23 protein-coding genes and 2 pseudogenes are annotated in these 22,362 nt (G+C 68.3%); 12 read left to right on the top strand and 13 right to left on the bottom strand.

Going from position 1 to position 22,362, the window contains the following annotated elements:
• Positions 1-27: 27 nt before the first annotated feature.
• Positions 28-118, top strand: a pseudogene (locus WFI52_RS11100) (VOC family protein); the annotation flags it as partial.
• A 15-nt stretch (positions 119-133) separates the two neighbouring features.
• Positions 134-316: pseudogene (locus WFI52_RS11105) on the top strand (VOC family protein); the annotation flags it as partial.
• A gap of 6 nt (positions 317-322) precedes the next feature.
• On the opposite strand, the gene WFI52_RS11110 reads toward WFI52_RS11105, so the two are convergent.
• Positions 323-766 carry a MarR family winged helix-turn-helix transcriptional regulator gene (locus tag WFI52_RS11110; RefSeq protein WP_336626953.1) on the bottom strand — a complete coding sequence of 148 codons (444 nt, stop codon included), beginning with the start codon at positions 764-766 and terminating at the stop codon, positions 323-325.
• A gap of 36 nt (positions 767-802) precedes the next feature.
• Between WFI52_RS11110 and WFI52_RS11115 the strand changes: the two genes are divergently transcribed.
• Positions 803-1,042 carry a hypothetical protein gene (locus WFI52_RS11115; protein ID WP_336626954.1) on the top strand — a complete coding sequence of 80 codons (240 nt, stop codon included), beginning with the start codon at positions 803-805 and terminating at the stop codon, positions 1,040-1,042.
• Positions 1,043-1,063: 21 nt separating this feature from the next.
• On the opposite strand, the gene WFI52_RS11120 is transcribed toward WFI52_RS11115, so the two are convergent.
• From WFI52_RS11120 to uvrB, 3 genes are all read right to left on the bottom strand, one after another.
• Positions 1,064-2,587 carry a UDP-N-acetylmuramoyl-L-alanyl-D-glutamate--2,6-diaminopimelate ligase gene (locus tag WFI52_RS11120; protein WP_336626955.1) on the bottom strand — a complete coding sequence of 508 codons (1,524 nt, stop codon included), beginning with the start codon at positions 2,585-2,587 and terminating at the stop codon, positions 1,064-1,066.
• Positions 2,588-2,663: 76 nt separating this feature from the next.
• The gene (locus tag WFI52_RS11125; protein WP_336626956.1) at positions 2,664-2,876 is read right to left on the bottom strand and encodes a VOC family protein; all 213 of its coding nucleotides are present in this window, start codon (positions 2,874-2,876) and stop codon (positions 2,664-2,666) included.
• Between the two features lie 57 nt (positions 2,877-2,933).
• On the bottom strand, positions 2,934-5,015 hold the full coding sequence (gene uvrB, locus WFI52_RS11130) for an excinuclease ABC subunit UvrB (RefSeq protein ID WP_336626957.1): 2,082 nt from the start codon (positions 5,013-5,015) through the stop codon (positions 2,934-2,936).
• Between the two features lie 87 nt (positions 5,016-5,102).
• Between uvrB and WFI52_RS11135 the strand changes: the two genes are divergently transcribed.
• Positions 5,103-5,717 (top strand): DUF4126 domain-containing protein, encoded by a 615-nt coding sequence (locus WFI52_RS11135; RefSeq protein WP_336626958.1) that lies wholly within the window; start codon positions 5,103-5,105, stop codon positions 5,715-5,717.
• Here the strand turns inward: WFI52_RS11135 and coaE are convergent.
• The 6 genes from coaE to WFI52_RS11165 all read right to left on the bottom strand — a co-directional run bounded on the left by coaE (position 5,649) and on the right by WFI52_RS11165 (position 12,345).
• Positions 5,649-6,257: a dephospho-CoA kinase gene (gene coaE, locus WFI52_RS11140; RefSeq protein ID WP_336626959.1), complete on the bottom strand. Its 609-nt coding sequence runs from the start codon at positions 6,255-6,257 to the stop codon at positions 5,649-5,651. The genes WFI52_RS11135 and coaE overlap by 69 nt on opposite strands.
• 13 nt (positions 6,258-6,270) lie before the next feature.
• A complete protein-coding gene (locus WFI52_RS11145; protein ID WP_336626960.1) occupies positions 6,271-7,446 on the bottom strand; it encodes a diguanylate cyclase in 1,176 nt (391 codons plus the stop codon).
• The gene (locus WFI52_RS11150) at positions 7,443-9,095 is read right to left on the bottom strand and encodes a sensor histidine kinase (RefSeq protein ID WP_336626961.1); all 1,653 of its coding nucleotides are present in this window, start codon (positions 9,093-9,095) and stop codon (positions 7,443-7,445) included. Before WFI52_RS11150 ends, WFI52_RS11145 begins: the two co-directional genes overlap by 4 nt.
• A 146-nt stretch (positions 9,096-9,241) precedes the next feature.
• On the bottom strand, positions 9,242-10,690 hold the full coding sequence (rpsA, locus tag WFI52_RS11155) for a 30S ribosomal protein S1 (protein ID WP_336626962.1): 1,449 nt from the start codon (positions 10,688-10,690) through the stop codon (positions 9,242-9,244).
• 159 nt (positions 10,691-10,849) lie between these two features.
• A complete protein-coding gene (locus WFI52_RS11160; RefSeq protein WP_336626963.1) occupies positions 10,850-11,839 on the bottom strand; it encodes a cation diffusion facilitator family transporter in 990 nt (329 codons plus the stop codon).
• 53 nt (positions 11,840-11,892) lie between these two features.
• Positions 11,893-12,345, bottom strand: coding sequence for a YchJ family protein (locus tag WFI52_RS11165; RefSeq protein ID WP_336626964.1), 453 nt, complete (start codon positions 12,343-12,345; stop codon positions 11,893-11,895).
• Positions 12,346-12,411: 66 nt separating this feature from the next.
• Between WFI52_RS11165 and WFI52_RS11170 the strand changes: the two genes are divergently transcribed.
• The 3 genes from WFI52_RS11170 to WFI52_RS11180 all read left to right on the top strand — a co-directional run bounded on the left by WFI52_RS11170 (position 12,412) and on the right by WFI52_RS11180 (position 14,673).
• A complete protein-coding gene (locus tag WFI52_RS11170) occupies positions 12,412-12,945 on the top strand; it encodes a hypothetical protein (protein ID WP_336626965.1) in 534 nt (177 codons plus the stop codon).
• Between the two features lie 230 nt (positions 12,946-13,175).
• Positions 13,176-13,727 (top strand): hypothetical protein, encoded by a 552-nt coding sequence (locus tag WFI52_RS11175; protein WP_336637413.1) that lies wholly within the window; start codon positions 13,176-13,178, stop codon positions 13,725-13,727.
• Between the two features lie 28 nt (positions 13,728-13,755).
• Positions 13,756-14,673, top strand: a complete 918-nt coding sequence (locus WFI52_RS11180) for a 5'-3' exonuclease (RefSeq protein ID WP_336626967.1) — start codon at positions 13,756-13,758, stop codon at positions 14,671-14,673.
• Positions 14,674-14,729: 56 nt separating this feature from the next.
• Here the strand turns inward: WFI52_RS11180 and WFI52_RS11185 are convergent, their stop codons facing one another.
• The 3 genes from WFI52_RS11185 to trpD all read right to left on the bottom strand — a co-directional run bounded on the left by WFI52_RS11185 (position 14,730) and on the right by trpD (position 17,442).
• Positions 14,730-15,722, bottom strand: a complete 993-nt coding sequence (locus tag WFI52_RS11185) for a PHP domain-containing protein (protein ID WP_336626968.1) — start codon at positions 15,720-15,722, stop codon at positions 14,730-14,732.
• Between the two features lie 58 nt (positions 15,723-15,780).
• Positions 15,781-16,272: an aromatic ring-opening dioxygenase LigA gene (locus WFI52_RS11190; RefSeq protein WP_336626969.1), complete on the bottom strand. Its 492-nt coding sequence runs from the start codon at positions 16,270-16,272 to the stop codon at positions 15,781-15,783.
• 108 nt (positions 16,273-16,380) lie between these two features.
• A complete protein-coding gene (gene trpD / locus WFI52_RS11195; protein ID WP_336626970.1) occupies positions 16,381-17,442 on the bottom strand; it encodes an anthranilate phosphoribosyltransferase in 1,062 nt (353 codons plus the stop codon).
• Positions 17,443-17,574: 132 nt separating this feature from the next.
• Here trpD and ctaE point away from each other — a divergent pair, with 132 nt between their 5' ends.
• The 5 genes from ctaE (at position 17,575) to WFI52_RS11220 (ending at position 22,357) form a co-directional block, all read left to right on the top strand.
• Positions 17,575-18,219, top strand: coding sequence for an aa3-type cytochrome oxidase subunit III (gene ctaE, locus WFI52_RS11200; RefSeq protein ID WP_292861081.1), 645 nt, complete (start codon positions 17,575-17,577; stop codon positions 18,217-18,219).
• A 20-nt stretch (positions 18,220-18,239) separates the two neighbouring features.
• Complete coding sequence (qcrC, locus tag WFI52_RS11205; RefSeq protein WP_336626971.1) at positions 18,240-19,040, top strand: cytochrome bc1 complex diheme cytochrome c subunit; 801 nt, start codon at positions 18,240-18,242, stop codon at positions 19,038-19,040.
• A 49-nt stretch (positions 19,041-19,089) separates the two neighbouring features.
• Positions 19,090-20,169, top strand: a complete 1,080-nt coding sequence (gene qcrA / locus WFI52_RS11210; protein ID WP_336626972.1) for a cytochrome bc1 complex Rieske iron-sulfur subunit — start codon at positions 19,090-19,092, stop codon at positions 20,167-20,169.
• Positions 20,166-21,863, top strand: coding sequence for a cytochrome bc1 complex cytochrome b subunit (gene qcrB / locus WFI52_RS11215; RefSeq protein WP_336626973.1), 1,698 nt, complete (start codon positions 20,166-20,168; stop codon positions 21,861-21,863). Before qcrA ends, qcrB begins: the two co-directional genes overlap by 4 nt.
• Before the next feature lie 80 nt (positions 21,864-21,943).
• Positions 21,944-22,357, top strand: coding sequence for a rhodanese-like domain-containing protein (locus tag WFI52_RS11220; RefSeq protein ID WP_336626974.1), 414 nt, complete (start codon positions 21,944-21,946; stop codon positions 22,355-22,357).
• Positions 22,358-22,362: the final 5 nt, after the last annotated feature.

The raw sequence follows: 22,362 nt of genomic DNA on the forward strand, positions 1-22,362 counted from the left end.
CGAGGCACAGCGACGGGAGCGAACACGATGACTCCGAAGAACACGATCTGTCTCTGGTACGACCGCGACGCCGAGGCCGCGGCCCGCTTCTACGCAGCGACCTTCCCCGACAGCGAGGTCCGCGCCGTGCGGCGGCGAAGAGAGCATGTGCGGGTGGTGCAAGGATGCCTGGGGCATCAGCTGGCAGATCACGCCGCGTGTGCTGAGCGAGGCGATGGCGGCGGGAGGCGCCGCGGCTGAGCGCGCCTTTCGCGCGATGATGACCATGCGCAAGATCGACGTCGCCGCGATCGAGACCGCCATCGCGGCGGACTGAACGCGCCTATGCGGGGCGACGCCCGGCGAAGGGCGCGAGCGCATCGCGCAGGTCCGCAAGATGCTCCGCGTCCAGCCCGGTGGCCGCCATCACTTGAGCGGGAACGGCAAGCGCCTGCTCACGGAGCTCGCGACCGGCCGCGGTCAGTCCGACGTCGAGCACGCGCTCGTCGCGCGAGCTGCGCGTGCGTGAGACAAAACCCAGAGCCTCGAGCCTCTTGACGAGGGGGGAGAGCGTCGGCGGCTCCATGGCGAGATCGGCGGCGAGGTCGCCGAGCGGGCGGGGAGATCTCTCCCACAGCGCCAGCATCACGAGGTACTGCGGGTGAGTGAGCCCGAGCGGCTCCAGAATCGGCCGGTAGATCGCGACGACGTTGCGCGCGGCGGTGACGAGTGCGAAGCACAGCTGGTTGTCGAGCTTGAGCATCGCCTCGCGAGGATCCGCAGTCATGGCATCCTTCCCTCATTAGTTAGTACACTAATCATCATGACACGAAGCGATTCCGATCGTCCCCCACTGCGAGCGCGGGTCCGGGCCGCCGGAGGCTGGTACGCCTACCTCAACAGCAGACTGATCCGTTTCGCCGGCCCCGCTTCCGTGGGTCCGTACGACACTCAGCCCGAGCCCGTGCGCGCCGAACGCGCGTGCCCACTGTGCGGCGCGCCGATGTCGCAGCACTCATTCGACCGCTCGGGACCGAAGCCGCTGATGACCTGCCCGGCCTGAGGTCCGGCCGCAGCCCCGCGCTCAGGCCCGGCGAGCCCGCTTGCGCGCGAGGGCCCACTCGACCTCGTCGGGGTCACTGTGCGGCACGATGCCATGCGCCGTGATCTGATGGCGTTCGTCGCCCTTGCCGACGATGACGAGCAGGTCGCCGGCCTCTGCGAGGTCGACGGCGTGGTGGATCGCCTCCGCGCGGCCGGCGACCTCGAAGACTTGAGCGCTCGAGCCGCGCGTGCCGGCGACGACCGCACGACGGATCATCGCGGGGTCCTCGTCGGCGGGGTTGTCGTCGGTAACGACGACGACGTCGGATGCCATGGCGGAGAACCGCCCCATCAGCGGCCGCTTGTGCGCGTCGCGATTACCGTTCGACCCGATCACGGTGATGATGCGTCCCCGAGTTGCGGGGCGCAGCGCGCACAGCAGCGCGTTGATCGCCTCCGGCTTGTGCCCGGCATCGATGACGACACGGAAATCCGCGTCGACCGGGACGAACTGCACCCGACCTTCGGGTCCCGTGAAGTCCGCGAGGCCTTCGACGGAGCGCTCGAGCGGGTAACCCACGCGATCGAGGGCCGCAACGGCCGCGAGGATATTGCTCACTGTGAACGTCCCGATGATCGGCGTCGTGAAGCGCGCGGACTGCCCCTCCGGGCCGACCACGGTGAAAGCCGAGCCATCCGGGCCGAGGTCGATGTCGACCGCGCGCCAGTCGGCGTCGCGTCCGGTGATCGAGAAGGACTCCGTGTGCAGCTCGGGGTCGTCGTGGAAGCGGCGGCCAGCCTGATCGTCGATGTTGACGAGAGCGAGCCGTGACATCGCGGGCGTCAGCAATTCGCGCTTCGCGGCGCGGTAATTCTCCTGCGAGCCGTGGAAGTCGAGGTGGTCGTGGCCGAGGTTGAGGAAGACGGCAACGTCGAAAACCAATCCGTCGACACGTCGCATCGTGATCGCCTGGCTCGACACCTCCGAGGAGACCCACGCGACGGCCTCTTCCCGCATCTTCGCGAGGAGCGCGTGGAGGGCCGGCGCTTCGGGCGTGGTCAGCTTCGTCGGCACCGGAATGCCGTCGATCTTGGATCCCATCGATCCGATGAGGCCGCTGCGGCGTTCGCCGAGCGCGGCATCGATGAGGAACGTCGTGGAAGTCTTGCCCTGCGTGCCGGTCACGCCGATCGTCTTCAGCGCGGCCGCGGGAAAGTCGTAGAACCAGGCGGAGAGCCGGCCGAGGACAGCGCGAGGGTCCTCGACCACGATGAGCGGAACGCCCGCGGCGACGAACTCCGCCCCGGCGGGATCAGTGAGCACCGCGACGGCCCCCGCAGCGAGGGCATCGGCGGCGAAGCGGGCACCGTGTGTGCTCGCGCCGGCCGCGGCGACGAAGAGATCTCCGGCGCGCACGCCACCGGTACTCAGCGCGATGCCGTGCGCGGCCGGACCGTCGACGCGGAGATCGCCACCCACCTGCGCGGCGATGTCTGCGAGGGAGTGGGAGACGTCGGCCGACGGCCTTTCGTCATGCTTCTGCCGCGGGGAGTCGTTCGTCACAGGTGCCTCTCGCGCCCCCTCGGGCGACCGTCGTGCTAACCCCACGACGATACCAAACGCGGGGCTCGCCACCGCCTCAGCCCAGGAGGGTTCGCCCGGCGTCGTCGATCGTCCACCCGGGGTTCACGGCGATCTCCCATGGGTGCCCGTCCGGGTCGATGAACACGCCCGAGTATCCGCCCCACTCCGTCTCGTCAGCGTGCCTCGCGATGCGCGCCCCCGCCGTCTCTGCAACGGTCAGCGTGGCATCGACCTCGTCACGAGTGCTGACGTTCTGCGCGAGGGTCACACCGCCCCATCCGCCGCTGTCGGCAGTCCCCGAATCCGCCGCCAGCGCAGTGCTCCATCAGGCGTGTCCCGCCTTCTCCATTGCGCGCAACTCCTTCTTGAGGTCCTGTACCTCGTCGCGGAGGCGCCCGGCGAGCTCGAACTTGAGCTCGGAGGCTGCGGCGAGCATCTGCGCCGTGAGGTCCCCGATCGTCGCCTCGAGCTGCATCGCGCCCTCGGCCGCGATGCCTTCGCGGCGCAGCTGCGGTGTCGGCGACTTGCCCTTGCCGGACTTGTTCTTCGCCGTCGCGCGGCCGTTCATCAGCGACTGCGTATCGGATGCCTCCCTCGCGAGCGCGTCGGTGATGTCGGCGATCTTCTTGCGCAGCGGCTGCGGGTCGATGCCGTGCTCGAGGTTGTAGGCGATCTGCTTCTCACGGCGGCGATCGGTTTCCTCGATCGCGGAGCGCATCGAATCGGTCATGTTGTCGGCGTACATATGAACCTCGCCCGAGACGTTCCGCGCCGCGCGGCCGATGGTCTGGATGAGCGATGTGCCGCTGCGGAGGAACCCTTCTTTGTCCGCATCCAGAATCGCGACGAGAGACACCTCTGGCAGGTCGAGACCCTCGCGGAGGAGGTTGATGCCGACCAGCACGTCGTACACGCCCTGGCGAAGCTCCGTCAGCAGCTCGACGCGGCGCAGGGTGTCGACATCGGAATGCAGATAGCGAACGCGCACCCCGTGCTCGCCGAGGAAGTCGGTGAGCTCCTCCGCCATCTTCTTCGTCAGCGTCGTGACGAGCACGCGCTCGTCGCGCTCCACCCTCACCCGGATCTCCTCGAGCAGGTCGTCGATCTGGCCCTTCGACGGCTTCACGATGATCTCGGGGTCGACGAGACCTGTCGGGCGGATGATCTGCTCCACGACGCCATCGGCGATGCCCATCTCGTACTTGCCGGGAGTCGCCGACAGGTACACGGTCTGACCGATGCGCTGTTTGAACTCGTCGAAACGCAACGGCCGGTTGTCCATCGCGCTGGGAAGCCGGAAGCCGTGGTCGACGAGGGTGCGCTTGCGCGAGGCATCCCCCTCGTACATCGCGCCGATCTGCGGAACCGTGACATGCGACTCGTCGATGACGAGAAGGAAGTCGTCGGGGAAGAAGTCGAGCAGCGTGTGCGGCGGCTCTCCCGGCGACCGTCCGTCGAGATGACGCGAGTAGTTCTCGATGCCCGAGCAGAACCCGAGCTGCTGCAGCATTTCGAGGTCGAACGTCGTACGCATGCGCAGGCGCTGGGCCTCGAGCAGTTTGCCCTGCCCTTCGAACTCCTTCAGCCGTTCGCCGAGCTCCGTCTCGATCGTGCCGATCGCACGATGGACCGTGTCGGTCCCGGCGACGTAGTGGGATGCCGGGAAGATCGGCACGCTGTCGAGCCGCTGCACGATGTCGCCCGTGAGCGGGTGCAGCATGTAGAGCGCTTCGATCTCGTCGCCGAACAGCTCGATGCGCACGGCGTACTCCTCGTAAACCGGGATGATCTCGATCGTGTCGCCGCGGACACGGAAGTTACCGCGGGAGAAGTCCACGTCGTTGCGGTTGTACTGCATCGCGATGAACTTGCGGATGAGCGCATCGCGGTCGTACCGCTCCCCCACCTGCAGCGCGACCATCGCTCGCAGGTACTCCTCCGGCGCGCCGAGGCCGTAGATGCACGAGACGGTCGACACCACGACGACGTCGCGACGGCTCAGCAAGGAGTTCGTCGTCGAGTGCCGCAGTCGCTCGACCTCGGCGTTGATCGACGAGTCCTTCTCGATGAAGGTGTCCGTCTGCGGCACGTATGCCTCAGGCTGGTAGTAGTCGTAGTAGCTCACGAAGTATTCGACCGCGTTGTTCGGCATGAGGTCGCGGAACTCGTTCGCCAGCTGCGCCGCGAGCGTCTTGTTGTGCGCGAGCACGAGGGTCGGACGCTGGACCTGCTCGACGAGCCATGCGGTGGTCGCAGACTTTCCCGTACCGGTCGCCCCCAGAAGCACGACATCGGTCTCGCCGGCGTTGATGCGTGCCGCGAGCTCGGCAATAGCCTGGGGCTGATCGCCGCTCGGCGCATACTCGCTCACGACCTCGAATGGGCGAACGGATCGGGTGGTCTGCATGATTCCAGCGTAGGCGGGGCCACCGACACGCGGGCCGGCGTTCGCCGCGGGCATGTGCGAAGGACATCCACTCCGTACGCTGGAGACATGCTGGAGTTCCTCGTCGGGTCGAGCCTCGCCGCCGCCGCGGGGCTCAACGCGTGGATGCCGCTGTTCGCGCTCGGCCTCCTCGACCGCCTGCTGCCGGGGTTCGCGCTGCCGAACGCGTGGTCCTGGCTCTCGGGCGACGTCGCACTGTGGATCATCGGCACCCTCCTCATCGTCGAGATCGTCGCCGACAAGATCCCCGCCGTGGATTCGGTCAACGATGTGATCCAGACCGTCGTCCGCCCGGCGTCCGGAGGCATCGCCTTCGGAGCCGGCGTCGGCGCCCAGGAGGTCGCAGACCCCGCGCGGCTCTTCGCCGACGGGACCTGGGTGCCGGTCGTGATCGGCGTTGTCATCGCGCTCCTCGTCCACCTCGCCAAGGCCGCGATCCGCCCCGTGGCGAACATGGCGTCGGCTGGTCTCGCCGCTCCGGCGCTCTCGACCGCCGAGGACGTCTCCTCGCTGGCACTCGCGCTCGCGGCGATCCTCGCGCCGGTCATCGCGGGCGTGCTCCTCGTCGGCCTCGCCGTGGCGGCCGTCGTGCTGCTACGTCGCCGACGGCGTTCGCAGACGCGCCCACAGGGCGTCGGTCTGCGCGAGCGTGGCCTCGACTGACCCGGACGTGTCGATGATCACGTCGGCGATGGCGCGGCGGGTCTCATCGTCCGCCTGCGAGGCGATCCGAGCGGATGCCTCGTCAGCGTTCAGTCCGCGCAGCTCGACGAGGCGGCGCGCGCGCAGTTCGGCCGGCGCGTCCGCCACGACGATGAGGTCCCACGGGTCATTTGCGCGGGCCTCCACGAGAAGCGGCACGTCGTAGACGACGACCGCCTCCGGGTCGGCGGCCAGCGCCGCGGCGAATCTCCGCGCCGATTCCGCTTGCACGGCCGGGTGCACGATCGCGTTGAGTCGCGCAAGGGCCTCGGGCTTGCCGAAGACCCGGGCTCCGAGCATGGCGCGGTCGAGCGACCCGTCGGGCGCGATCACGTCGGAACCGAAAGCCTCGACGATTCCGGTGAGCACGGGCGAGCCCGGCTGCTGGACGTCGCGCACGATCGCGTCGGCATCGACGATGACGGCGCCGTGCTCGGCCAGCCTCCGCGCGATCGTGGACTTTCCGGACGCGATCCCGCCGGTGAGCGCGATGAGGGTCATACGGTTCAGCCTGTCACGACGCGGAGCCGGATGCACCGAGCAGCACCGACGATCCGGGCGTCTCGATCGCGAGACGCGCGGCCGCCAGGGCGATGCGCTGGAGCGACGCGAACTCGTACCCGATGTCCTCGGTGAAGGCCACACCCACACCAACGACCGGGAAGAGCCCTGACTCCGCCGCCGAGAGCTCCTCCATGCAGCCTCGATAGATCGTCGCGCCGAGCCGGCGCGCGTCGGCAGCCGTCGGTGCGGGCGTGCAGACAGCGAGTTCGGTGTCCGCGTCCTCCCCGACGATCGCCGACGCGGGCGCGTATCGGCGAACCGCCTGCCGGCACGAGTGGGCCACGGCGTCGGCGATCTCCGCGCCGAAGGCGCGACGGATCTCTGCAACGCCGTCGACGTGGATGACGATGATCGCGACGCCGTCCGCCCGCCACGACGCGCGCGCGAGGATATCGGCCGCCGCATCGGCGAAAGTCCGGGCGCGCATGACACCGTCCGCGGCGACGCCGCCCTCCGTGAGCCAGGCGTAGCGACTCTCCGCCGTCCGGTGCGAGCGGAGCACCGACGTGACGATCGCGGCGACGACGGTGAGTGTCATCGTCACGAAGTTCGCGCTGATCGATCCGAACCAGGTGGAGAAGAGCGGGCTGTCGGGTCCGAGCGTCACGAAGAGCACGACGCGCACGGCGTAGAACACCGCGACGAACACGAGCACGGCCGTCAACGCCCACGAAGTGCGCAGGCGCCGCAGCGGGGCGCGCAGGATCTCGATCGCGCCCGCCGTGAAGAGGAGCACCAGGCTGACAGCCATGACGGGCCACCCTCCCCAGCTACCCCGCACCGGAGTTTCGATCAGAGCCGCGACGAGTGTCACGAGGGCGAGCACGGCGACGACCGCCGCGGCGACGGCGCCGGGCCGATCGTTGAAGCGGCGGCTGCCCAGCCACATGAAGCCCGGCACGAGGACGAAGAGCGCATTGCCGATCGCGACGGGGATCATGTTTCCGATGCCCGCGGACCACGCCATGTAGGCGAACGTCGTGAGGACGCCGCACAGGAACGCCACCGCCCAGAGCCGGCCGGGGCCCGTGTCACGGCGGAGGATCGTCTCGATGATGTATGTCATGCTCGCGACGGTTGCCACGACGGCGGTCGTCACAGTGAGCGTGAAGAGATCGATTGTCATGCGCCGCTCTCCTCGCGCCCTCGCGTCGGCAGCTCCACGGTGAACGTGGAACCGAACCCCGGGGTGGACTCGACCGAGAGGCGGCCGCCGTGGGCCTTCACGATCTCGGCGCTGATGGCGAGCCCGAGTCCATTGCCGGCCACGTCCTCCGAGGCGCGGAAGAATCGCTCGAAGACGCGTTGACGGTCGGCTTCGGCGATGCCGACTCCGGTGTCGCGCACCTCGATGACGCTCGTGTCACGATCGGCGCGAACGGCGAGTTCGACCGCGCCGCCGTCGCGGTTGAACTTGATGGCGTTGCCGAGAAGGTTGTCGACGACCTGACGGATGCGACTGGCATCTGCGAACGCTGTGACCCGCTCGTCAGCCACGACGGTGACCTTGATCACCCGGTCTGCCGCGAGCGGTTTCAGCGCGAGCGCCGACGCGCGCACCACTTCTGCGACGTCGATCTCGCGCGGATGCACCGAGGACTCGACGGAGTGCCGGGAGGAGCGCGACGCGGAGAGGATGTCGGCGACGATGGCGAGCAGCCGCTCCCCGCTGCTGAGCGCGGTGTCGACGTGGCGACGTGCGCGGTCGGGAAGGTCCTCGTCCAGAGCCAGCTCGAGGTAGCCGAGCACGGACGTGAGCGGAGTCCTCAGCTCGTGCGACACCGACGCGACGAGATCGTCGCGCGCACGTAGTGCCTCACGTTCCGCCGTCACGTCGCGCGCGACGATGACCGCACCGGAATCCTCGCCGCGATGGTCGATCAGGCGGCGCGAGGCGAAGCTCAGGGCGCTGAGCCGACCCTCGGCATCCCGCGACCAGACGACCTCATCCTCGATCGTCTCGCCCCGCCGTACGCGCGCGAGTGGATGATCCGACGGGTTGAGAGAAGTCACGCCGTCTTCCGAGAGAAGGTCGGTGCGCGCCGACGCCGCATGCAATCCCGGGATCGCGCTGCTGAACCGTCCGACGGCGTCGTTCTCGTAGACGATGTCGCCCCCGACCGACAGCCGCACGACACCGAAGTCCACGGTGTCGAGCACCTCGGAGACGAGCTGCTCCTGCCGCACCGCCGCGGCGCGCGCGAACGCGAGTCGTGCGGCCTGGGCATCGAGGAGCTCGCGCTGCGCGGTGAAGCGCTGCGCCGAGGAATAGCCCGCGCTGCTGATGGCGACGATCACGAGGGGAAGGAGGAGGGTGCTGAAACTGAAGGATGTGGACGGCGTGAGGGCCACGACGAACCAGTAGAGCGCCGTGATCAAGGCGCAGCCCGTCACGAGCCCCCACCGCCCCAATGAGGCGAGCCACATTGCGGGGAACGCCCACAGAAGCCCCACGCCGCTCGTCGGCTCAGCCACCCGCAGCACCGTGATGGCGGCGATGTCGAGGATGGGGACGACTGCGACCCACCCGGCGGGCACCTGCGTCCAGGGCACCGATAGCGTGGCGATCGCGCCGATCGCGATCACCAGCGCACCGATCGCGAACAGTCCGGGTTGCGTCAGCGACCCGAATGCGAGCCCGCCGATGAAAAGCACAGCGACGATACCGCACAGCAGCAGCTGGTTGCCGGCCGCGACACGGTCGCGCAGCTCGAACCGAAATGACGCGCGCGACGTCGATCGGGCGGCCACGGCAGGGGGGGTCTGTCGTTTCATGCGTTCCTCACCGCTCACGGTACCGCGCGCCGAGCACGCCGTGTGGACCGACGCGACAGGGGCCGACATCCGAAGATGCCGGCCCCTGTGCGATCGTGCCGTGCGATCGCGATGCGTGGTGCGCTACGCGAGCGGAATGAAGCGGATCAGCGACCCGAGAGCTTCTCGCGGAGAGCCGCGAGCGCCTCGTCATCGGCGAGCGTGCCGCCGCTGGACGAGTCGGAGGAGAAGCTCGACGCACCGGTCTCGACCGGGGCCGCAGCCTCGGCCTCGAGAGCCTTCGCGACGGCGACCTTGTGCGCCTCCCAGCGCGCCTGAGCCGCGGCGTACTCCTGCTCCCACTTCTCGCGCTGAGCGTCGAAGCCCTCGAGCCAAGCACCGGACTCGGGGTCGAAGCCTTCGGGGTACTTGTACTCGCCGTTCTCGTCGTACTCGGTCGTCATGCCGTACAGCGCCGGGTCGAACTCGGTGCCGTTGGGGTCGACCGACTCGTTGGCCTGCTTGAGGGACAGCGAGATGCGGCGACGCTCGAGGTCGATGTCGATGATCTTGACGAAGACCTCTTCGCCGACCGAAACGACCTGCTCGGCGAGCTCGACGTGCTTGCCGGAGAGCTCCGAGATGTGCACGAGGCCCTCGATGCCGTCCGCGACGCGCACGAACGCACCGAAGGGAACGAGCTTGGTGACCTTGCCCGGAGCGACCTGGCCGATCGCGTGGGTGCGGGCGAAGACCTGCCACGGGTCCTCCTGCGTCGCCTTCAGCGACAGCGAGACGCGCTCGCGGTCGAGGTCGACCTCGAGGATCTCGACGGTGACCTCCTGGCCCACCTCCACGACCTCGGAGGCGTGCTCGATGTGCTTCCAGGACAGCTCCGAGACGTGCACGAGGCCGTCCACGCCGCCGAGGTCGACGAACGCACCGAAGTTGACGATCGACGAGACGACGCCCTTGCGGACCTGGCCCTTGTGCAGGTTGTTGAGGAACGTGGTGCGCGACTCGGACTGCGTCTGCTCGAGCAGGGCGCGGCGCGAGAGCACGACGTTGTTGCGGTTCTTGTCGAGTTCGAGGATCTTGGCCTCGATCTCCTGGCCGAGGTACGGCGTGAGGTCGCGGACGCGGCGCAGCTCGATGAGCGACGCGGGCAGGAAGCCGCGAAGGCCGATGTCCACGATGAGGCCACCCTTGACGACCTCGATGACGGACCCCGTGACGACGCCGTCGTTCTCCTTGATCTTCTCCACATCGCCCCAGGCGCGCTCGTACTGCGCGCGCTTCTTGGAGAGGATGAGGCGGCCTTCCTTGTCCTCCTTCTGGAGAACGAGGGCTTCGACCTCGTCGCCGACCTTGACGACCTCGTTGGGGTCGACGTCGTGCTTGATGGAGAGCTCGCGCGAGGGGATGACACCCTCGGTCTTGTAACCCACGTCGAGGAGGACCTCGTCGCGGTCGATCTTCACGACGGTGCCTTCGATGAGGTCTCCGTCGTTGAAGAACTTGAGGGTCTTCTCGACCGCGGCCAGGAAGTCTTCAGCAGATCCGATGTCGTTGATGGCGACCTGCTTGGTGGCCGGGGCGGTCGTTGCGGTAGTCATGTAGTGGGTTGTCCTTGGATGGTTGGGTGTCGGGCCGCTCTCCCGCCGCACGCCGGAGGGCGAACGGATGCCGGGCTGACGGCGAAGGGTGGTCTTTCGAATCAGCGCGCATGCCAAAGGGCCACACGCGTGACATTTCATGCTATCAGACGACGGACCTCAGCCGCGGAGCGGATCTGCGGGGTGGTCGGGGTCCAGAGCGGGCGCGCCGGGACGCGACAGGGTGAGCACGGCCCAAGCGACACGCGGCGTCGCGGCGAGTTCGTCCTCGATCGAGTTGAGCCTGGCGGCGACTTCGTGCTCCGCGGGGTCGCCCGCCAGATCCACCGCGGCGACGAGGAAGACGCGACCGGGACCGACGTACTCGATGTGAAGGTAGGTGATCTGCGCGATCGCCGGGTGGGCGAGCAGGCGCTGCAGAGCCGCTGCACGCAGGTCGGGGTCCACCACGGCGCCGACGAGAAAGCGCCGGTTCTGCCGGATCAGGAGAATCGCCACGACCGCGAGCAGCACTCCGACGAGGATCGAACCCACGGCATCCGGCGTCGCGGATCCCGTGAGCTGGTGCGCCAGGATTCCGGCGAAGGCGATCACGAGTCCGATGAGCGCCGCGGCATCCTCGAAGAAGACCGCGCGCAGCGTCGGGTCGGAGGTGCTCATGACGTGGTCGAGCAGATCCCGATGCGACGCGGACGCCTCGCGCGTGGACTGCCGGGTCGCCTGCAGGAACGACGAGCCCTCGAGCACGAAGGCGATCGCGAGCACGATGTACGAGATGAGGAAGCGGTCAGCGGGCTCCGGGTCGATGAGCTGCTGGATGCCGTGCATGATCGACACTCCCGCGCCGATGGTGAAGAGCCCGAAGGCGGCGAAGAGCGACCAGACGTAGGCATCGCGTCCGTAACCGTAGGGATGCCGAGGGTCGGCCTGCTTCGTGCTGCGGCGCGCGGCGATGTAGAGGAACACCTCGTTGCCCGTGTCGGCCCAGGAGTGCGCCGCCTCGGCCACCATCGATGCGGCGCCGGTGAGGGCGGCGGCGAACGTCTTCGCGACGGCGATGAGCAGGTTGGCGCCGAGCGCGATCAGCACTGTGAGGAGGGACTCCGGTCGCGCCTCGGCAGCGGCGGGGGCGGGGCGCGTGGGCGACATGTGCTCACGCTACGCCCGCACTTCGTCGTCCCGCGGCGTCTCAGCGCGGCGTCTCAGCGCGGCGCGGCATCCTCCTCGACCTCCCCGTCGAGGTAGAACCAGCGTCCGCGTACACGCCGGAATCGGCTGAACTCATGGAGCGCGCCGACCTCCCCCGTCGCCCGCATTCGCCAGTGCGCACGAAACTCCACCGTTCCCCGATCGTCGCCGGGCCCGCCCCCGCTCGTGCCGATGATCTCCAGTCGGCGCCATTCCAGCGCATCGTCGAGGTGGATGGAGGCCGGGGCCGTCCGCGGATGCCACGTGTCGCCCAGATACCGGGCGTCCCCGATCGCGAACGCGGTGAAGCGTGAACGCATGAGTCGCTCGGCGGTAGGCGCGGGCGATCCCGCAATGATCGGCCCACAGCATGCGCCGAAGACACCGCCGCCGCACGGACACGCAGAGTCGGCGGCACGGCGGGGTCGACCAGCCTGGGCGGCGTCTGCGGCGGCTCCGAACGACATGGGCTCGAGACTATCCCGCTGTGGATAACCGGTGATCGCGCCCGTCGGACTGGCTAGCGTGGGGGCATGATCCGGGAACGACGCTTCGCCGCCGCTGCCACCCTCGCGCTGGCGCTGGCGCTCACGACCGCGTGCGCCCCCGATCCCGCACCGACCCCGAGCCCGACCGGATTCGCCTCGCAGGAGGAGGCCTTCGCAGCCGCCGAGGCCACGTATCGCGCCTACGTGGATGCGTTGAATGCCGTCGACTACTCAGATCCTGCGACTTTCGAGGCGGTGTTTGCACTGACGCGCGGGGCCGCGAATGCAGCCGACAGGAAAGACTTCTCGAACTACCATGCCAACGGGACGCGCCTTGAAGGAGACTTCCGCATTGCGAGCATTCTTCCCACCAGCTGGGATAGAGCAAGCTCGAACGTCCTCGCGGAGGCATGCTTGGACGTTTCGGCGACGAGCGCTGTCGATTCGTCGGAAACACCGCAAAGCGAACCGGCGCGCACACCCGTTGTCGCATTGAGTGTCGAGTTCGTTCCAGCGGCCACATCCACCGGAATGGCGATCTCCAACGCCACGGCGCGTGACGGCGGATTGGAATGCTAGTCCCAGCCGGGGTGATGATCGCTGCTCTGACACTTGGACCAGTGGTGTCCGCGACATCCGATAGCTGCTCTGCTCTGGCCATCGCAACCGGCCAGTGCCTTATCTCCAACGACGGATCGACGGTCGAGATCTCGGCAACACAGCCAGGAGAGTCACGTCCGGGCGACGCAGGGTCCACCGGGGGCGACGCTGACGAGGAATCCGGGCCCGCGGTGCCCGCTCCCCCGCCCGTGGACGATTGCCGCCCCACCGATCCGACCTCCTGCGCGGTCACGCCGACAGCGCCGGAGGACCCGACGATTCGCCCGACACTCGCCGACGTCGCGCGTTTCGCCCCGGCATCCGTGGCGATCGTCGACGAGCCGGACGGCGTGGGTATCGTCGGGATGCCTGTCAATTTCGTCACGGCCCCCGTGGTGCATGAGCAGTCCGGCACGCTGTTCTCCGTACCGATCGCCGTTCGGTTCACGCCGGTCGCGGTGGTCTACGTCCACGGCGACGGAACGCAGCGCACCGCGACGTCGGGCGGCGCGACGTGGGCGGCGCTGGGCCTCCCGCAGTTCTCGGCGACCGACACGAGCCACGCGTATGCTTTGCGCGGCACCTACACCGCGCAGGCGCGGGTCCACTACGCCGCCGAGTACAACCTCGGCCCGGGATGGCTGCCGATCGATGGACTCCTCGACATCCCGACGGCTCCGGTCGACATCCAGGTCCTCGAAGCACGGACGGCTCTCGTCGACAAGACGTGCGTCGAGAATCCAGGCGGTCCGGGCTGCTGAGTCGGACCGACGACGTAGACTCCGGCGCGTGACCGATCGCCTCATGCTGCTCGACACCGCGAGCCTCTACTTCCGCGCCTTCTACGGCGTGCCCGACACCGTCAAAGCCCCCGACGGGCGCTCCGTCAACGCCGCGCGCGGCCTCCTCGACATGATCGCGAAGCTCGTCACGACGTACGAGCCGACGCACGTCGTCGCGTGCTGGGACGATGACTGGCGACCGCAGTGGCGCGTCGACCTCATCCCGAGCTACAAGGCCCACCGCGTGGTCGAGGTCGTCGCCGGAGCGCCCGACGTCGAAGAGGTGCCCGACCCGCTCGAGACGCAGATCCCCGTGATTCGTGCCGAGCTCGAAGCGATCGGCATCCCCATTGTCGGCGTCGCCGCTCACGAGGCCGACGACGTCATCGCAAGCTTTGCGGCGCAAGCATCCGCTCCCGTCGATGTCGTCACGGGTGATCGCGACCTCTTCCAGCTGGTCGATGACGAGCGGGGCGTGCGCGTCATCTATACCGGCAAGGGCATGAGCAACCTCGAGGTCCTCGACGAAGCAGCGGTCGTCTCGAAGTACGCCGTTCTGCCCGCCCAGTATGCGGACTTCGCCGCCCTCCGGGGTGACGCGTCCGACGGCTTGCCCGGGGTTGCCGGCATCGGGGAGAAGATCGCCGCGAGCCTCCTGAAGGAGCACGGCGATCTCGCCGGCGTCCGGGCTGCCGCGGCCTCTGGCACGGGCATGACCGCCGGCGTCCGGGCCAAGATCCTCGCCGCCTCCGACTACCTCGACGTCGCGCCGACGGTGGTCGAGGTCGTGCGCACCCTCGACCTCCCAGCCGTTTCCGCACGGCTGCGCGCACCCGAAGCGACCGCGGTCAGCGCGGTCGCGGAGCGCTGGGGACTCGGCGCCTCACTCGATCGCGCCGTGACGGCAATTTCCTCGCGCGCCTGACGCCGGGACCACCGAGACCACCGAGAGCACCGACGCCACCGCCAACACCCGAGACGTCAGCGATCACGGTGCGTCCACGCGCGCAGCCGGTCGAGCGGCCACGTCGTGACGATCCGCTCGGGAGGCACTCCCACCCGCTCCGCGCGCGCGGCGCCCTCATCGAGCAGACCGAGCTGACCGGGCGCGTGCGCATCGGAGTCGATCGAGAAGAGGCATCCGATGTCCAGCGCCAGCGCGATGAGGTCGTCGGGTGGGTCCTCGCGCTCGGGTCGCGCATTGATCTCGACCGCGACGCCGTGCTGAGCGCAGGCGTCGAAGACCGCCCGCGCGTCGAACTGCGACGGCGGCCGCGTCCCGCGATCCCCCGCGATCAGCCGACCCGTGACATGACCGAGCACGTCGACGCGCGGGTGGGATGCCGCAGCGACGAGTCGGCGTGTCATCGGTGCGGGGTCCATCCGGAGCTTCGAATGCGCCGAGGCGACGACGACGTCGAGATCCGCCAGCAGCGCGTCCTCCTGATCGAGATCTCCGCCCTCGAGCACGTCCACCTCGATACCGCTCAACAGCGTGAAGCCGTCGCCCGCGAACCCGGCGACCTCGATGAGCTGCTCCCGCAGTCGCTCAGGCGAGAGTCCGTTCGCAACGCGCAGCCGCGGTGAATGGTCGGTCAGGGCGAGGTACTCGTGCCCGAGCGCGCGGGCCGCCCCGACCATGTCCGCGATGGAGGTCGTCCCGTCCGACCAGTTCGAGTGGCAGTGCAGGTCTCCGCGGAGGAGGCCGCGGAGCGCCGACGGGGCAGGCGCGTACCGAGCACGCAGCTCGGCGAGATAGCGCGGCACATCGCCCGCCAGCGCCTCCTGGATGACGGCGAACGAGGAGTCCCCGATCCCGGCGCGTCGTCGGAGCCCCGCGGCATCCGCAAGCTCGTCCGCGCTCAGCCCGGCGATCGCCGCGGCGGCGGTGCGGAAAGCCTTGGAGCGATACCGTGACGCGCGCTCGCGCTCGAGCAGCGTGGCGATCTCGATGAGCGCGTCGGAGGGATTCATGGGCTGTGTCGTCGGAGACGGAAACGGGCCCGCGCTCGCACGCGGGCCCGTTCGGCGGTCAGGAGCTGGTGACGGTCGACCGTCTGACGACGACCGGTACCGACGCGAGCCTGGCCAGCGCAGCGCCGAACAGGATCGAGAGGATGCCGATGCCGATCGCGAACGCGGCGACGCCGAACGACACGACCGACGTGAACAGCGACGTCCGCAGGAAGGAGGCGTTCATCATGGTGACGCGCACCGGGTCGTCCTGCGCGAGCTCGGCATACGTCTTGCCGCCGGAGATCTTCAGGGCGTGGTGCTGGATGATGTCGGCCTGCACGTACGCGGTGAACGGGCCGGCCACGGTCTGGCCCTGGAACGCCATCGCGTCGTCGGGAACCGTGATGTTCTCGGCGCGCAGCTGACTGGACACCATGATCCAGACGACGAGGCCCACGACGATCAGCGCGATGCCGCCCAGGATGCCGAGGACGCCGGCGGCCTTGACGAAACCGACCTTCTTCTGCGGGGGTTCGACGGTGTCGGAGGTGACGACTGCTTCGGACATGAGGGGCGTTCCTTCCTGGAGGTGCCGGGATCCTTTCCTCACCGTAGCGCTCGGTTCAGCACCCTCACCAGGGCCGACGCCGGAGAAAACCCTGCCGCCGCGGTGCGGTCAGGCCACAGTGCGGGTGGTCGCCTCGACCCACCGATCCAAAACGCTCGCGGCCGCGCCGTCGTCGATCGCTGCGGCGGCTCGGTCCCGAGCGTCCGACATCCGCTCGACGATGGGGCGCTGCACCTGCGAGGCATCCCGGAACAGTTCGTACGCGACGATCCCCGCCGCGGCGTTCAGCAGGACGATGTCGCGCACCGGGCCGGTGTCGCCCGCGAGCACGCGGCGGACGACCTCGGCGTTGTGGACCGCGTCGCCTCCGAGCAGGTCGTCGATGTCCGCGAGCGGTATGCCGAGGTCACGGGGGTCCAGATCGTGCTCGTGCACGTCGCCTCGGCTGACCTCCCACACGCGGCTGTGGCCCGTCGTCGTCAGCTCGTCGAGGCCGTCGTCGCCGCGGAAGACCAGAGCGGTCGCACCGCGCGTCTGGAAGACACCCGTGATGAGCGGGACGCGGTCGAGACTCGCGACACCGACCGCGTTGGCCTCGGCGCGGGCGGGGTTGCACAGCGGACCCAGGAAGTTGAACACCGTCGGCACGCCGAGCTCTGACCGCGTCGGCCCCGCGTGGCGGAAACCTGGGTGGAAGGCCGAGGCGAAGGCGAAGGTGATGCCCGCTTCGGCGAGGATTTCGGAGACGCGTTCCGGCGACAGCGTCAGGTCGATCCCGAGAGCCCCCAGCACATCGGACGAGCCCGACGACGAACTCGCCGCACGGTTGCCGTGCTTGACGACCGGGATGCCGGTCGCCGCGGCGACGATCGCCGACATCGTCGACACGTTGACCGTGCCGAACCGGTCACCCCCGGTGCCGACGATGTCGAGCACGTCCGCGGGTACCGGGAGCGGCAGCGCCGCTTCGAGGATCGCGTCGCGGAACCCGACGATCTCGTCGACCGTCTCCCCCTTGGCGCGCAGAGCGAGAAGGAATCCGCCGAGTTGCGACGGGGTGGCCCGCCCCGCCATGACTTGTCGCATCGCCCATGTCGATTCGGACACGCTGAGGTCGCGACGATCGAGGAGGGCCGTGAGGATCTCGGGCCACGAGTAGAGCTCCGCCATGGGTGTCGATCCTATCGGCAGACTGTCAGCACACTCGGGGCCGCTTCGAAGCGGGTTCCGATGCCCCCGAAAGTCGGGCGGTGGGCGAACGCACCTTCAGGGATGCGAAAACCGAGCGCTGAATCCGCCATAATGGGGTGTGTGACGACGACTCCTGCCACCTATTCCCAGGCCTTGCGATCCGTGAAGCGACCGGATCCGGTGGCCGTCGGCACCATCGTGTGGCTCGGCAGCGAAGTCATGTTCTTCGCGGGTCTGTTCGCGATCTACTTCACGCTGCGCAACGCCTCCCCCGACCTGTGGGCGGAGGAGACCCAGGTCCTCAACGTGCCGTTCGCGGCCGTCAACACCGTGATCCTGGTGCTCTCCTCGTTCACGGCACAGGCCGGCGTCTTCGCGGCAGAGCGATTCCAGCCCTACCGCAAGGGGTCGTTCTGGCAGTTCCGCCAGTGGGGAATGGTGGAGTGGTTCTTCCTCTCCTTCCTCATGGGCGCCGTGTTCGTGTCCGGACAGGTGTGGGAGTACGCCACCCTCGTCGCTGAGGGCCTCCCGATCAGCGCCAACTCGTACGCATCGGCCTTCTACCTGACGACGGGCTTCCACGCTCTGCACGTCACGGGCGGTCTGATCGCATTCCTCCTCGTCATCGGCCGCGCCTTCGCGGTCAAGAACTTCGGACGCAAGGAGATGACCTCGGCCATCGTCGTGTCGTACTACTGGCACTTCGTCGATGTCGTCTGGATCGTCCTGTTCTTCGTCATCTACGTCGTCAAGTAAGAGCGGAGCAGACGCAACCCATGTCTTCGAAGTCCCCGCGCCAGAAGTCCGGCCGCCGCAGCAAGTGGGCAGCGGCCGCGCTCATCGGCATCGGCCTCCTCGCCACCGGCGGCGTCTACGCCGGCGCCTCGGCCGCGATGGCCGCGACCGAGCCCACCTCGGCATCCACCACGCTCACCGTCGAAGACGGCAAGAAGCTCTTCCAGGCCAACTGCGCCACGTGCCACGGCCTGAACCTCGAGGGCACCGCGGATGGGCCCTCGCTGTACGGTGTCGGTGAGCTCGCTGTCGAGTTCCAGATGTCGACCGGTCGGATGCCGCTGCAGATGCAGGGACCGCAGGCGCCGCAGAAGCCCGTGCAGTTCACCGAGGACCAGATCCTCGCGATCTCGTCGTGGGTGCAGTCGACCTCTCCCGGCCCGGAGTTCCCCGACGCGAAGACGCTCGACGGCCAGGGCGACGTCGCCAACGGCGCTGAGCTCTTCCGCATCAACTGTGCGATGTGTCACAACGTCGCCGCGGCGGGCGGTGCACTCACCGAGGGCAAGTACGCCCCCGCACTGACGTCGACGAGCGCTCTGCACATGTATGCCGCGATGGTCACGGGCCCGCAGAACATGCCTGTGTTCAACAACATGACCCTCACCACGGAAGAGAAGCGCGACATCATCTCGTCGCTGCTGTTCATCCAGGAGAACGAGTCCGCCGGCGGCCTGAACCTCGGCTCGCTCGGCCCCGTCTCCGAGGGCCTGTTCATCTGGATCTTCGGCATCGGCAGCCTCATCGGGCTGACCGTGTGGATCACGGCGAAGTCGAACTGATCCCGAGCACGTGCACGACAACGGAATTGACGTAGGAAACGGACCCACCATGGCACACGAGGAAGACGCGCTCGAGCACGAGAGGGCTTCGTGGAAGCCCTCCCCGGGGCTCGCCGTCGCCGTTCCCGATCCCGTGCAGAACCCCGGCCTCCCGCCGCACCGTGAGCGCGTAACGGACAAGGACCCGGCCGCCATGAAGCGCGCCGTCCGCACGGTCTACACGCTGTTCTACCTCTCGCTCGCGGGCAGCATCTGGGCGATCGCCGCCTACATGCTCTTCCCGATCGAGAGCGGCCGGATCATCGACATCCGCCACAACAACCTCTTCATCGGCCTCGGCATCGCGCTCGCGCTGCTCGCGATCGGCATCGGCGCCATCCACTGGTCCAAGGCGGTGATGAGCGACAAGGAGTTCATCGAACCCCGGCACGCGACGCGTGGTCGCGACGCGACTCGCGAGGCCGCCGTGCAGGCGTTCCGCGACGCCAACGAGGAGTCGGGCTTCGGTCGCCGCACCGCCATCCGCGGGTCGCTGATCGCGGCGCTCGTCGCCTCGATCCTCCCCGGCATCACGCTCTTCCGCGGCCTCGCGCCGGAATCGAGCGCCGCGAATCCCATCGCCGGCGACCCGGTGGCGCTCCTCAGCCACACGATGTGGAAGAAGGGTATGCGTCTGGCGCACGACCCGAGCGGCGAACCGATCCGCGCCGCGGACCTCACGCTCGGCTCCGCTGTCCACGTGATTCCGGAGGAGCTCGCGAGCCTCAGCCACCACGACGGCTACCTCGAGGAGAAGGCCAAGGCCATCGTCCTCCTCATGCGCCTGCTCCCCGAGCAGCTGCCCGCCGAGTACAACAAGCTCGAGTGGTCGTACAACGGCATCGTCGCGTACTCCAAGGTGTGCACGCACGTCGGATGCCCCGTGGCCCTCTACGAGCAGCAGACGCACCACCTGCTGTGCCCCTGCCACCAGTCCCAGTTCGATGTCTCCCGCTCCGCGGCGGTCATCTTCGGCCCGGCCGCACGGCCGCTGCCGCAGCTGCCCATCACGGTCGATGACGAGGGCTACCTCGTCGCGCAGAGCGACTTCACCGAACCCGTCGGCCCGAGCTTCTGGGAGCGTCATTGAGCACCGCGACCGTCACTGAGACCCCCTCGTCCACCGACAGGCGCGACGAGAAGCCGCTCGGCGGCCGCTTCGTCGCGGGTGCGGCGAACTACATCGATGAGCGCACCAGCCTGTCCGGCATGGTCAAGGAGCTCGGGCGCAAGATCTTCCCCGACCACTGGTCCTTCATGCTCGGCGAGATTGCCCTATGGAGCTTCGTCGCCGTCCTGCTGTCGGGCACGTTCCTGACGTTCTTCTTCCAGGCATCCATGGTGGAGACCCACTACGCCGGCGCCTACCTGCCGCTGCGCGGTGTGGAGATGTCGGCAGCCCTCGACTCGACGCTAAGGATCTCGTTCGACATCCGCGGAGGCCTGCTCGTCCGGCAGATCCACCACTGGGCAGCGCTCGTGTTCGTCGCGGGCATCGGCGTGCACATGCTGCGCGTGTTCTTCACCGGAGCGTTCCGCAAGCCGCGTGAGCTCAACTGGGTGATCGGCTTCGTGCTGTTCATCCTCGCGATGGCGGAGGGCTTCACGGGCTACTCGCTCCCCGACGACCTGCTCTCAGGCAACGGCCTCCGCATCATCGACGGCATGATCAAGGGCATTCCGCTCATCGGAACGTGGACCTCGTTCCTGCTCTTCGGCGGCGAGTTCCCCGGGACTCAGATCGTCGGGCGCCTCTACACTCTGCACATCCTGCTGCTGCCGGCGATCCTCGTCGCGCTCCTCGTACTGCACCTCATGCTGATGATCGTCAACAAGCACACCCAGTTCGCCGGCCCGGGCCGCACGAACAGCAACGTCGTCGGGTTCCCGATGATGCCGGTGTACATGTCGAAGATGGGTGGCTTCTTCTTCATCACGTTCGGTGTGATCGTTCTGATCGCCTCGCTCTTCACGATCAACCCGATCTGGAACTACGGACCGTACGACCCCTCCCCCGTCTCGGCGGGTACGCAGCCCGACTGGTACATCGGCTTCGCCGACGGCGCCCTGCGTCTCGTGCCGCCGCACCTCGAGTTCGTGCTGTGGGACCGCACCTGGTCGTTCAACATCCTGATTCCGCTCGGCGTCATCGGCATCTTCATCGTGCTCGTGCTGATCTACCCCTTCATCGAGGCGTGGATCACGGGCGACAAGCGAGAGCACCACATCGCACAGCGTCCGCGCCACGCGCCGACGCGGACGGCGATCGGCGTCGCCGGCGTGATCTTCTACGCGGTGCTGTGGGCCGCGGCGTCGTCGGACATCATCGCCACGCACTTCCACCTCACGATGGAAGGCGTCATCCACACGCTGCAGGCGCTCCTGATCCTGGGGCCGATCGCCGGGTACTTCATCGCGAAGCGCATCGCACTCGCGCTCCAGAAGAAGGACCGCGAGATCGCGCTGCACGGCTACGAGTCCGGTCGCATCGTGCGTCTGCCCGGCGGTGAGTTCATCGAGGTGCACCAGCCTGTCGACGCCTACGAGCGCGTCAAGCTGGTCGACTTCGAAACGAACGCTCCCCTCGTGGTGCGCCCGAACGACCAGGGACGCATCCCCTGGCACGAGAACTTCCGCGCATCGCTGTCGCGCTGGTTCTTCGAGGACCGGCTCGTGCCCGTCACGCAGACGGAGATCGAGGCGGCCGAGGCGCACGCCCACCACGAGCTCGCACACGACGAGCACGCGGAGCAGGCGGAGATCGAGGACGGCAAGGCGCACTGACGCGAAGCCTGTCCGAAAAGCGGCGGGAGTTGACCGACAGGTCGACTCCCGCCGCTTCGTCGTGCGCGTAGCGTCAAGGCATGACCAGCGCCGAGGCGACCATCGCCTACTTCTTAGTGAAACTCGACCACGAAACGGACCCCTCCGACGTCTACGCCGCACAGCAGGCCGGTGAGCGATTCGTCCTCGTCGACGTCCGCAGCGAGGATGCCTGGAACCAGGGCCACGCCCAGGGCGCGATCCACATGCCCTACCGCGACATCGCCATCCGTGCTCCGAAAGAGCTGGATCCCACGGTGCCCATCGTGGTGTACTGCTGGAGCCCGGGCTGCAATGCCGGGGCGAAAGGAGCCCTCGAATTCGCTCGGGCGGGCTTCGCCGTCCGCGAGATGATCGGGGGCTTCGAGTACTGGGCGCGGGAAGGGCTGCCGGTGGAGGCGGCATCCGGTCCGCTCCCCCGCCGCTTCGACCCGCTCGTGATGTACGTGCGCTGAGCCGT

Origin of the sequence: Microbacterium sp. MMO-20, assembly GCF_037147735.1 — a bacterium.
In the GTDB taxonomy this organism is placed as follows: domain Bacteria; phylum Actinomycetota; class Actinomycetes; order Actinomycetales; family Microbacteriaceae; genus Microbacterium.

Bases quoted from the DNA above. Each gene is read 5' to 3' on its own strand.
- WFI52_RS11110 (WP_336626953.1), bottom strand. From the start codon at position 766: ATGACTGCGGATCCTCGCGAGGCGATGCTCAAGCTCGACAACCAGCTG.
- WFI52_RS11115 (WP_336626954.1), top strand. From the start codon at position 803: ATGACACGAAGCGATTCCGATCGTCCCCCACTGCGAGCGCGGGTCCGG.
- uvrB (WP_336626957.1), bottom strand. From the start codon at position 5,015: ATGCAGACCACCCGATCCGTTCGCCCATTCGAGGTCGTGAGCGAGTAT.
- WFI52_RS11135 (WP_336626958.1), top strand. From the start codon at position 5,103: ATGCTGGAGTTCCTCGTCGGGTCGAGCCTCGCCGCCGCCGCGGGGCTC.
- coaE (WP_336626959.1), bottom strand. From the start codon at position 6,257: ATGACCCTCATCGCGCTCACCGGCGGGATCGCGTCCGGAAAGTCCACG.
- WFI52_RS11145 (WP_336626960.1), bottom strand. From the start codon at position 7,446: ATGACAATCGATCTCTTCACGCTCACTGTGACGACCGCCGTCGTGGCA.
- WFI52_RS11150 (WP_336626961.1), bottom strand. From the start codon at position 9,095: ATGAAACGACAGACCCCCCCTGCCGTGGCCGCCCGATCGACGTCGCGC.
- rpsA (WP_336626962.1), bottom strand. From the start codon at position 10,690: ATGACTACCGCAACGACCGCCCCGGCCACCAAGCAGGTCGCCATCAAC.
- WFI52_RS11160 (WP_336626963.1), bottom strand. From the start codon at position 11,839: ATGTCGCCCACGCGCCCCGCCCCCGCCGCTGCCGAGGCGCGACCGGAG.
- WFI52_RS11165 (WP_336626964.1), bottom strand. From the start codon at position 12,345: ATGTCGTTCGGAGCCGCCGCAGACGCCGCCCAGGCTGGTCGACCCCGC.
- WFI52_RS11170 (WP_336626965.1), top strand. From the start codon at position 12,412: ATGATCCGGGAACGACGCTTCGCCGCCGCTGCCACCCTCGCGCTGGCG.
- WFI52_RS11185 (WP_336626968.1), bottom strand. From the start codon at position 15,722: ATGAATCCCTCCGACGCGCTCATCGAGATCGCCACGCTGCTCGAGCGC.
- WFI52_RS11190 (WP_336626969.1), bottom strand. From the start codon at position 16,272: ATGTCCGAAGCAGTCGTCACCTCCGACACCGTCGAACCCCCGCAGAAG.
- trpD (WP_336626970.1), bottom strand. From the start codon at position 17,442: ATGGCGGAGCTCTACTCGTGGCCCGAGATCCTCACGGCCCTCCTCGAT.
- ctaE (WP_292861081.1), top strand. From the start codon at position 17,575: ATGGGGTGTGTGACGACGACTCCTGCCACCTATTCCCAGGCCTTGCGA.
- qcrC (WP_336626971.1), top strand. From the start codon at position 18,240: ATGTCTTCGAAGTCCCCGCGCCAGAAGTCCGGCCGCCGCAGCAAGTGG.
- qcrA (WP_336626972.1), top strand. From the start codon at position 19,090: ATGGCACACGAGGAAGACGCGCTCGAGCACGAGAGGGCTTCGTGGAAG.
- WFI52_RS11220 (WP_336626974.1), top strand. From the start codon at position 21,944: ATGACCAGCGCCGAGGCGACCATCGCCTACTTCTTAGTGAAACTCGAC.